The sequence below is a fragment of the Variovorax rhizosphaerae genome (assembly GCF_037889975.1).
In the GTDB taxonomy this organism is placed as follows: domain Bacteria; phylum Pseudomonadota; class Gammaproteobacteria; order Burkholderiales; family Burkholderiaceae_C; genus Variovorax; species Variovorax rhizosphaerae.
This window is the reverse complement of record NZ_JBBKZT010000062.1, coordinates 1-10,040: the sequence shown is the minus strand read 5'-3', so window position 1 is coordinate 10,040 and position 10,040 is coordinate 1. Positions and strand designations below refer to the sequence as shown.

The window sequence follows — 10,040 nt, the reverse complement described above, 5'->3', positions numbered from 1 at the left end:
CCGAGCGAGCGCTTTGCCGTCAACCACCCAAGGTAGGAGCCCAGTGCGTTAGTTGCGCACGCTGGGATCTGTGCGGGGGGCGCCCAGCAATGGGCGTCCCTACCGCGATCCGGGCGGACAAGGTAGTTGACGCCGGCCACGGAAATCCGCTTTTATCTAAACGGGTCTCGGTCGGGTAGTCCTACATAGCATCTAATGCCATAGTGGCGTTGGTCATTGTGATTTCCTTCAAGACAGGTTTGGTGGGTCGCACGTCAAACTTATCCGGACTTCACGATGACCACCCCCCGAAGAGCGCGGCCGCTGCACGGCAAGCCGCTTCGGGCTACGCCCTACGCGCCTTGCCGTGCAGCGAGTGAGACAAGACTTACACCACTTGCTGGGACATCAACCGGGGCCAGCCGCCCGTGGCCTTCGCAGGAACACCCCTCGCGTGTTGAAGTCGCGCTACAGCTCCATGGATGCCATGCGCACAATCTCCTCGAACTGCTCTAGGACCGTGGCATCGTGCTTTTCCAGGTAGCGGTGGACCTGGGCATTGCCAAGCAGTTTCACGATGAAGCCCCTGGCCAGCACGAGATGCAAGACATCTTCTCCATATGTGTTCTCAGCCAGGCGGTATCGATCCTGCAAGTTGCTCATTTCACGCTCCATGCGGACCACCTGCTCCTGGCTTGCGCCGGCGCGCCGTGCAGGTCGCTTCCCCTGCACCAGCATCGCCGGCGAGGTTGCCGCCAGCATTGCCTGCGCGTACGAAATCGTCGTGTTGTTGGCAGACACCATTAGCTGCATGCATTCGATCTGGCGCACCGGCTTCATCTGCCTGAGGGCGCTGGACACCTCGGTCGAAAACTGACGGTCTTTCATCAGCGCGACGACTTCCGGGCAGATCCCGTCCAGCATCGTCATCTTCTTCGTGATCTGTCGAACGTCCACGCAAAGAGACCGCGCGAGCCGTTCAGGCGAAACACCGCGCTCAACCGCACGTCGGATCATCAGATGCTCCTGAACCGTCGAGAGCCGATTGACATAGTTGTTGTAGGTGTACGTTTCGTCGCTGGTGGCCACGAGGCAGGGAGCTTCCTCGTAGTCCAAGGTTCGCAGCGCCTCCCATCTCAGGTGTCCGTCCAGGAGGCAGTGCTGCCCGCTCTTGCGATCAACCGGCGAGATGGACAGTGGCTCAATCATGCCTATCTCCGCGATCGAGGCGCAAATCTGCTTGAACTTCCGGGTCTGCTGGAAGCCGGCTGGCAATGCGTGCGACGGCAGAATGCGCACCAGCGCGATGCTCAGCGGCTTGGGCAGAAATGCCAGCGCCACGTCCGTCATGCCAAGCTCCCGTCAGGGTTGCCACCTTCAGCCACTCGCTCGGCCAAGTAGCGTGGCAGCGAATCCAACCCCTCTGCGCGGAGAAGGGTACAGAAGTGTTCATCGGCAAACAGTTCGCGCAGGGCACCCACCACAAACAGCAATCGCTGCTGCGCTACCGACGACTTGCGAACTATCAACTGCTGGCGTTGTGCTTCCTTGCGATAGGCCCGCACGAGATTAGAGGCGGTGACACCCGCGGGCTTGTCCGCGACGCTGCGCATGACGGAACGACCGTGAATTTGGCGCTGCTGGATCAGGCGTCGTGCGTTGAGCAACTGGCGGCCACGCAATTGACCGGTCTCGTAAGCCTCTTGGAGCGCCAGTTGCACAGCCTTGTCGTCATTGCCCGCACTGACAATCTTGAGGGCGGCGGACAGTGAGATCTGCCCGCGCCCAACGCTGGCCAACAAACGCTCTTCTCCACGTGCGACCAACGTCAAAATATCGTAGACATACTGCGTCGAGAGCCCCGTCTTTGCCGCAATCTCCTTCGCACTGTGTCCGCTGCGATCCAAGTCCGTGATGCCTGTCAACAGATCGAGGGGGTTGTACTTGCGCCGCGCGATGTTCTCGGCCAGACCGATGATGAAGGCATCCTCGTCGCTGACGGCTACCACCAATGCGGGAATGCGCGTCTCGCCCAGTTGGCAAAAAGCCTTGAATCGCCCTTCACCGCAAACCAGCAGATAGCTCTCGGCACCGTCCGCGCCGGGCCGGGGCGTCACCGTCACGGGCTTCTTCAACCCGATCGCCTGAATGTTGTCAACGATGCCACCGAACACCAGTCCGTTCCGCTCGCGTGGGTTTATTACCTTGATGCGGTCCACCGGGATCATGCGCAAGTCGCGCACCGGCGCGCCCGTGCTCATGCACTCCTCCGCAGCCTGGTTTGCGCCGCCATCGCGTACAGGCGGTCGAGCGAGGCAAACCGATAACTCTCCAACTCGACCGCGTTGCTTTCGGACAGGCAGATACCCATTGGGGCGAAGTCCAGCCTCGGCAACAGGTAATAGTCGAGCGCGGCGTCGTTCGCCGGTGTCAAGCGGACCGCCACCGTAATGTCTGGCGCGAGGCTCGCATCAAAAAGAACCTTCCAGCGACGTTGTGCAACGCCCAGGTCGCAGCAGCGCGCCAACACGACGGAAACGCTGAATTCGTGATTCACGTCCAACAAATCCGTTGACGGATTCCGGACGGTCTTTCCGTTTGCGGCCACAACGCCGCTCTCCACCTCGGCCATGATGGTGGGATGAAGCTTGCGCAAGAAGCGGTTGATCTCCAGATATCGATAGTCACGGCTGGGTGCATAGCCGATCAACCTGTACGCGCGCAACAGGCTCCCGAACCGATGGGCGTATGCCGACGAAGGTGGCATGCCCTCGGTCTCGTCGATCACGATGCCTGTGAGAAAACCTCGGTGCTCGTAGAGACCCTTGAGCAGTGCGAGCAATTCGTCATCCGTGAAACGCAGCGCCCGCGCACGAATGATGCCTCGCGCGCTGTAGAACACATCGGCTTTGACGATCGGTTCAAAGGCGCCGTCCTTGCGAACCCAGTGCTCGGGGCTGTTCTCGACACGCCGCTTCTTGAGCTTGAAGGACCGGCGGTTGTAGACGTTGTTGCCGATGTACTTCTCATTGGTCAACAGTTGGTGCACCGTTGCACGTGACCAGGCTTGACCCCGGTCGGTGGCGATGGACAGTTGGTTGAGCCGCCTCGCAATCTCGGTCTCGGGTAGCCCGCCATCGACGAACCAATCGAAAATCCGGCGCACGACGCCGACTTCACCATCAGGACCCGGCTGAAGGATCACGCGGTCTGTCTGTAGGCTTTTCTGCTCGCCGCGTTCGAGCAGCCCCTTGACCTCGCCGACCTGGTCCACCAGCACGCGGCGCATACCATATCCCGCCGGGCCTCCCTGACGGAACCCCAGTTCGACCAGCCTGCATTGGCCTGCAAACACCTTGGCGGAGAGTTCGCGGCTGTACTCGCCAGCCATCGCTCGCTTGACCCCCTTCACGATGGTGGAGACAGGTGATCCGTCGTTCTCGAACTGCTCGGCGCAATAGGCCACCTGGATGCCCGCCCGCCGGCAAAGATACTCGTAATAGGCACTCTCGTCCGCGTCCTGAAAACGCCCCCATCGACTGACGTCATACACCAGAATGACCGAGAACGAGACTGGCCCCGCTTGGACATCGTCTATCAATTGCTTCAAGGCATGTCGACCATCGATATGGAGGCCACTCTTGCCTTCGTCGGCGTAGGTTTTGACGATGTCGATGCAGCGCTGCTTCGCGTACTCTCTGATTGTGTCGGACTGGTTGCGCGTGGAGTATTGCTGGTGCTCCGTTGACATGCGAACGTACTCAGCAGCGCAACGCCGCGCGCATCCATGGGGTGGTGCCGTGTCACGCTGAACTTGTTCCATCGCCGAGCCCTCTGGAGAGAGTAGAAGGTGGGTCGCGCGGCGCGTGCGCGATTTGCCGGGCAAGGTAGCAGTTCCGGGACGCATTATCGATCACGTCCTCTCTTTGCAATCGACCCACGCACGATCGGTCTCGCCGGGCTGCCAGGCCACCACGACGAGCCGGACGGTCCAGACACCCATCTTTGCAACAGCCGCTGCATCCGCGATGCGCAATTCATACACACCGTCGGGCAGGATGTGCGCATCGCCATCCGAAACATCCATCCTTGCAATACCGAGCGGCTTGCGCTTGACATTGCGGTCCTTCTGTTGCCTTCGGTTCTGCGCCGCATAGTCGGGATGACGAGCACGGTACTCTCGCCAGTAGCCGGGATTGCGCCCCGCCCACGCACGTTGCGCTTGCGATTGGTTGTCGAGGTAGTCCGGGTCGCCGCGACGCTTGGCCTGCTGCCACAGACGGCGTCGTTCGCGCTGGCAATCGGGTTGTGCACAGTACGACTGGCGCGGTGCCTGGGCTCTTGGCACGAACAAGTTTCCGCAAGCCGTGCACCAGCGACTTTCCATGGCGAGCTCCGTTTCCCAATGGACCGGCGACTGCCGGACAACGTGGCTGATCAGGATCGGGAAGCGCGCATCGCGGCGAGGGCATCACGCGCTTTCGTCGATCGACAACCCGACTCGTCGCATTGGACTGCGCGTGAGTGCTCGAAATGCGCATGTGTCCTCGGTCCGGCAGGCGGTTGCGCAAGCACTGCTGCTACGCCAATAATGCGCGCGCAAGCACCATGATCGAAATCCGCGTGCGCTGGTCACGAGCGCAGTTCGAAGACGTTGGCCTGCCGGTCACCGGCGGGATGTGGATTCCGGACAACCCGGTTAATCGCGAGCTGGCCGAGCGCATGGTGCGCGCAGGCGACGAGGTCTACGGCGAAGGCACTCACTGGCTCGAGGAGCGTGAGGCGTGACGTCTGGCGCCCGTTGACTGCGCGATGCGTTTCCTGCGGGGGACCGACCTCGTGCTTGTTTCGCAAGAGGATTCATCGATGCCCATCGTTCCGGCCGCATATGGAAGTCCGACCAAGATCCGTCTCAAGGCGAATGCCGACTCTTTGGGGTGGGATGTGCAGAGTGACATTGGACTCGGTCAGCGCAAGTCGCAAGCACGCCCTCACTACTGTGGCGCCCGCCTTCGTCACAATCGAAGACATCGGCAGCAGCAACGGAACATGCTTGAACGGCGAGCGCGTCCAGAGCCAGGTCTTCACGGATGGCGATGCAGTGCGCGTCGGTACCTTCGAGATGGATTTTGTGGCTGACACCCAGGAATTCCCAAGGGGTGGAGGCCTTCGGCTGCGGACCGTTCCGGGCCTGCTGGTGGACGTCGATCGCGGCTCCCCCTCGATCCGCGACGCGCCGCGCGGCCGCCGCGGCAAACCATGACTGCCGGCCCGGCATGCCTAGCCCCAGTGCAGCGCAGGCAGGTGATCCGCGTCGCACTGTGAACGTCGCCTCCATCCGCATGAGAAACCGTTACTACCCCCAATACTTCCGCGCCAAGCGGCCCTACTACAACAACGCCTTCGTGGCCGATGTGTATCGCCACGCTACCGATCTTCGCTTGCCGGTGGTAAAGTTCGTGCGAGACACAATCCTTGCCTCGGCACTGCGCGCGGGTCTGTCCGAGTCTGTCAATCCGCAGCATTTCCTGCATTGCGAATCGCCGATTGCACAGACCCTCGTGACGCTCGAGTGGTTCGATACACCTCTGTATGACATCAGCCCCGCGCTGCTCGAAGCACTCGCGCATTCCGACACCGGCGACATGCGCCTGAGCGACCTGCGCTCGCCAAACCACATCTACTACCTGCACTGGGGTCCCCAGCACGATCTCCTGCTGTACGGGCAGATTCCAGTGGAAGGCGCGGTCGTGGCCATCGTGGAACACAAGTGGCAACTGGCGCTGGTCGGCCGAACGAGCGAGGGCTGGCCCTCGTCATCGACCGTGCGCGACAGCTTCATGCTCAAGTTCCCCGAAAACTCGCACGACGTACCTTTTGCGCAGGCCGTCGAACTCGCCGTTGCAGCCGGAGAAGACGAGCTGCGCGAAGTGTTCGCGGCTTCCCAAGCCGGTCTGAACCAATGGCACATGACCCAAGAGATCTACGAGAGCATCCATGCGGAGATGGAGGCCAATGCGCCCGTGGTGAAGCAGGCATTGGCGCTCGCCGGCAACTGCATGGCCTACCTCACGGCGTACCCCGAGGATTCAAGGTTCTACTGGGAAACGGACGCACCGCCGAGCATGCTCACGAAGCTCACCCGAGGCATCAAGGAAGCGGAGCGAACGTCGTCCAAGTTGAAGAACCTCGGCTACCTGCAGATCCATCGCGTGGGCCTCGATTTCCAGCAGAGCGTCGAAGCTGTCGATGCAATGGAACGACACCCCGCAGGCGCTGGCCTTCCAGGCGCTCATGCGAGCCGCCGCCCGCACTGGCGACGGGGCCACTGGCGACATCAAGCCTATGGACCGCAGTTGTCACAACGCAAGCTCATGTGGATGCGGCCGACGCGGGTGCTCGGCGGTCCCGTGATGTCGCGCGCCTGAAGAAAGTGGGGCCTTTCCCATATCAACCGCCGCGGCGACCGTCAGTTCAATGGTAACCGCTTTTCCTCTACTCCTCGACGGATGCCGGCAAGTGATGCAAGGCTGCGAGAGAGCTTGCACGCTGGATTTGGGCCCGCTGGCGCCGCACCGGCGATCGGGCGTTGTGGAGAGGCTGAAACTGAACGCGATCGTCCGTCGCGGCAATAACGGCCGACTCAGCGCTGCCAAGCGCCAGGGGCCTGGCACAAAGAAAAAAAGCCCAACCTGCCGACTGCCACGGCCGAAAAGTAGTCGTCGTCCGCGTCGGTTCGCTGCAACGCCAACTCGAGCGACGGGCAAACGCATTGTTTGCCGGCGCTCCGGATCTCGAAGCGCACGCTTGCGTAAGATGCGATCTGCCGCATCAGGTTCGACACTTTCCTGGCAAAGAGGGGCATGCCATACAGGCGGGGCACCACCCTGGGGTCCAGCGAGATCTCGATCAGGGCCACCACGCGCGGCTCCCCTGCATAGTGCACTTGGAATCTTCCACCGAGCCAGAAATCCGTCAGGACGCCAGAAGTTCGATCTTCACGGTGTTCGCATACGCCCAGTGCGGCATAGACCGCCTGGGCGTCGCTGCCAATGCGCAGCGGGCCAACGCAGAACAGCGGCAAGATCTCTAAATCCATTGGGGTAGCGCTCCTCGCCGGCGCAGGTGGCGCCCCATTGCGGGACCACGTGTGACGCGCATCTTCGCGCATCGTTCGAGGGTTGGCCGAACCGGCACGATCAGAAATCTGCGCATCGCACGCCGGCACTCTTGACTTCCGACCCTGAGCACGAGCGCTAGCGTGCACGCGCAGGGATCGTGCGCGGCGCAACGGTTCGCGCAAGACGTGGGGCGGTCGATTCGGGCCATTATTTCGAGCGTTGCAAAGGTCAGAGGAATGCACGATAGCTAGTAGTTGCCCGCTATTTCGGTCAGCCTCGACATGTGTCTCAGAACCAGGCGGCATCAGCCCAGCCGGTGTTTCACGAAACTATCCATGTCCAGCGCTAGCTTCGCCGCAAGCATCTCAAGCTTTGTCACATTGTCGATTTGCGCCCTCGTAGGTTCGTCGCCATGACCCGCTGCATGGGCAATCTTCGCGCTGGTAAGCCGGGTGCGCTCCATCATCGCCCTGTGCTGTGTTTCCCGCCACTGGTCCTGTAGCGCATTCCAGACCTTCAATCCCTCTGGATCCTTTGGCATGCGCAGCCTCAAAAAATTCAAACACCCCCGAGTGTCGAGGAATTCCACGCCGGGGGGCAAGCGTTGGGTTGGGGGTACTAACACCGAAACTAAGCCATCAGCGTCGTTGAGCACTTCTGCGAGAACGTCGCCCCGCTGCTGGACAGACGCGCAAAGGCCATGGTGGTGCTCGGCAGTCGCGTCGAGCAACTTGCGCACATTCCAAATCAGCGTCGATCGCGTCCAGGATTGACTGAAGGCGCACAAGCGCGGCACGCGGTTCATCCTTGACGGCGAGGAGCCGATCTCGAAGAACTGGGTGGAGAACACATCAGGCCGAGGTAACCGGCTGTTCGCCGGCAGCCTGCGCGAGGGATACGCGGGCTGCGGCAATCATTGGCGTGCTGCACGCAGCGCGCATCACGGCGCGGCCGGCAAGTCGAATCTCGGAGTTACTTCCTCATCGATGGATGCCATCGCCGGCTCGCTACTCGGTTCTTGCAGTCGCTTGACTATGCGACTTCAGCGACGGCCCTCGCCGCCAGATGGCGATGAAGTTTGACTGTCGTGGATGGCGCGTGAGCAAAGCCACGGCGGCGTGAGCTTCTCATGCGGGATGGCCAGAGGGGCATGTGCGCGTTGAGCTGCTCATTTGCCAACGAAGATGTATTCGCCGCACGGTGCAATAAAGTTGGCCTTGTCCACCCGAAGGTGTTTCCTCCTGCTTCCGGCCGGTCGGCATCGAACAGGTGCGTGACCAGCACGCGACGACAACGTTCGGCCTATACTTCTGCACCGCCGATATCGCGTCCAGTTTCTCAACATGCTACCCGTGTGGGCACCGTCGGTCGCCCAATCTGCTGGTAATGCGCCTTGACCGCGGCCTCCTCTTGCTGGCGGTTGTCAGTTGCACGAATGGAATGACTTCTGCGAGCGCGCCATGCACAGCGCCGACTCTATGGCTGTCTTGCCCGAATGCGAGCTCGGATAAAATCACACGTCTCTTCAGTGGGAAAGCTGTACCGGCCGTGGCGCCCGCCGAACACAAGCCGTTCCTGAGCCGTCCTGCATCTGAATCGACGCGGTGACTACCTTGGTGTCGATCGGGTCCGGTCTTACAACTATCGCTCTGATCTGCACAACGCGTGGTTGATCCGTTGGATAGCCAGCAGGATGATGCCGAATCTAAGTGGTGAATGAGCATAACCATCCCGGCACGCTGCGCATGCGCCACCATTTTGTCTCGGACGCCGAGATCGGCGACTGGATGACATCTGGCGTGGCAAATATCTCTACGACATAATTCTTTTTCTGCTTTGCAACGAAGGAATTGCATGGAGAAATGGAAGCTGGTCGCAGGCTTCGCTTATGAGGTCTCAGACATGGGGCAAGTAAGGAGCATGCCGCGAAAGGTAGAGACTTCTTCCGGCCGCGGACCGAGCTCCGTTAAAGGAACAATCCTCAGGGGCCGACCTAACCAGCGCGGGCACTTGCGGGTTTGTCTTTGGGGCGACGGCGTACCCAGGGACGCGTTGGTCAGCCGGCTTGTTGCGACCTGCTTTGTCCCGAATCCCGACGGGCTGCCGGTCGTGCGGCATAAAGACTTCAACCGTGCCAATAACGCCGCGTCCAATCTTGAGTGGTGCAGCAACAGCACAAGCCTGCGTAAGGCCCGCGAAGCTGGCCGCTTCACCGCGCTCGTATCTCCGACCCGCGCCAAGACGATGTCTGCCGAGACGGCGAGCGTTGCTTACACGCTGCGCGTGGACGGAATGACGTTTCAGGAGATAGCAACAATCCTCGACGTCAGCAAAGAGGCTGTCATGAGGGTGTGTCACGCCAGGTCGTGGCAGCACCTATCGAGACCTACGCTGGCGCGCGCAGCGCGCAGCGGCTCAAGCAAGCCCGCTCAGCTTTTAGGCCCGGGTGGATAAGATTTCCTCACGACACGCGGCGCAATCGTCCTTTCAGCGCAGACAGATACGATTACCCCGAGCCGCGCGCCTGCGCGCGAGAGCTTCAGACTGCTGATGGTAGAGAACAGTTCGATGTCCCAGCTCTGTTCGCCCTGCGGCCGATAATCGAACTCGGCCTCCACGGCCACGCCGTCCAAGGTACGCAGCCACTGGTTGGCCGCGACCGGCGCTTTGGTTCTCCGGGAACTTCAGCACGGCTGCCTCGAAGCACACCTCGCTGGCGCGCACTGTCAGCACCGACAGCGCGTTGTGTAGCGCGTCAATCTGGCTGAGAGGCGCGCGACAATCTGGATGAGAACCGTCGCGGCACGACGATCATGCCCGACATTTGATCCTAAAAACGGCAGTTACCCCCGTCCGATAGTGCGGGAATCCAGCACTGGCGGGGAGTTAGGCTGATTTGGCAGACTCACCCGATGGGTGAAGCCAAACGCAAACGACAAC

At 61.2% G+C, this 10,040-nt stretch carries 10 protein-coding genes; 4 read left to right on the top strand and 6 right to left on the bottom strand.

Features of this window, described 5'->3' with window-relative positions; all coding sequences use genetic code 11:
• Window positions 1-447: 447 nt before the first annotated feature.
• The 4 genes from WKW82_RS39465 to WKW82_RS39450 all read right to left on the bottom strand — a co-directional run bounded on the left by WKW82_RS39465 (window position 448) and on the right by WKW82_RS39450 (window position 4,327).
• Window positions 448-1,329 carry a plasmid partitioning protein RepB C-terminal domain-containing protein gene (locus WKW82_RS39465; protein ID WP_340348668.1) on the bottom strand — a complete coding sequence of 294 codons (882 nt, stop codon included), beginning with the start codon at window positions 1,327-1,329 and terminating at the stop codon, window positions 448-450.
• A complete protein-coding gene (locus WKW82_RS39460) occupies window positions 1,326-2,240 on the bottom strand; it encodes a plasmid partitioning protein RepB C-terminal domain-containing protein (RefSeq protein ID WP_340348667.1) in 915 nt (304 codons plus the stop codon). The genes WKW82_RS39465 and WKW82_RS39460 overlap by 4 nt, the downstream gene beginning before the upstream one ends.
• Window positions 2,237-3,802: a recombinase family protein gene (locus tag WKW82_RS39455; protein ID WP_340348666.1), complete on the bottom strand. Its 1,566-nt coding sequence runs from the start codon at window positions 3,800-3,802 to the stop codon at window positions 2,237-2,239. Before WKW82_RS39455 ends, WKW82_RS39460 begins: the two co-directional genes overlap by 4 nt.
• 90 nt (window positions 3,803-3,892) lie before the next feature.
• Complete coding sequence (locus WKW82_RS39450) at window positions 3,893-4,327, bottom strand: hypothetical protein (protein ID WP_340348665.1); 435 nt, start codon at window positions 4,325-4,327, stop codon at window positions 3,893-3,895.
• Window positions 4,328-4,587: 260 nt separating this feature from the next.
• Between WKW82_RS39450 and WKW82_RS39445 the strand changes: the two genes are divergently transcribed.
• The 3 genes from WKW82_RS39445 to WKW82_RS39435 all read left to right on the top strand — a co-directional run bounded on the left by WKW82_RS39445 (window position 4,588) and on the right by WKW82_RS39435 (window position 6,407).
• Complete coding sequence (locus WKW82_RS39445; RefSeq protein ID WP_340348664.1) at window positions 4,588-4,767, top strand: hypothetical protein; 180 nt, start codon at window positions 4,588-4,590, stop codon at window positions 4,765-4,767.
• Window positions 4,768-4,936: 169 nt separating this feature from the next.
• Window positions 4,937-5,242: an FHA domain-containing protein gene (locus WKW82_RS39440; protein WP_340348663.1), complete on the top strand. Its 306-nt coding sequence runs from the start codon at window positions 4,937-4,939 to the stop codon at window positions 5,240-5,242.
• A gap of 79 nt (window positions 5,243-5,321) precedes the next feature.
• Window positions 5,322-6,407 (top strand): AcrVA2 family anti-CRISPR protein, encoded by a 1,086-nt coding sequence (locus tag WKW82_RS39435; RefSeq protein ID WP_340348662.1) that lies wholly within the window; start codon window positions 5,322-5,324, stop codon window positions 6,405-6,407.
• Window positions 6,408-6,622: 215 nt separating this feature from the next.
• Here the strand turns inward: WKW82_RS39435 and WKW82_RS39430 are convergent, their stop codons facing one another.
• Window positions 6,623-7,078 carry a hypothetical protein gene (locus WKW82_RS39430; protein ID WP_340348661.1) on the bottom strand — a complete coding sequence of 152 codons (456 nt, stop codon included), beginning with the start codon at window positions 7,076-7,078 and terminating at the stop codon, window positions 6,623-6,625.
• Window positions 7,079-7,404: 326 nt separating this feature from the next.
• Complete coding sequence (locus tag WKW82_RS39425) at window positions 7,405-7,950, bottom strand: hypothetical protein (RefSeq protein ID WP_340348660.1); 546 nt, start codon at window positions 7,948-7,950, stop codon at window positions 7,405-7,407.
• A gap of 1,004 nt (window positions 7,951-8,954) precedes the next feature.
• On the opposite strand from WKW82_RS39425, the gene WKW82_RS40780 reads away from it, so the two are divergent.
• Entirely contained in the window at window positions 8,955-9,554 is a 600-nt protein-coding gene (locus WKW82_RS40780; RefSeq protein WP_422823704.1) for an NUMOD4 domain-containing protein, read from the top strand.
• The last annotated feature ends 486 nt before the right edge of the window (window positions 9,555-10,040 follow it).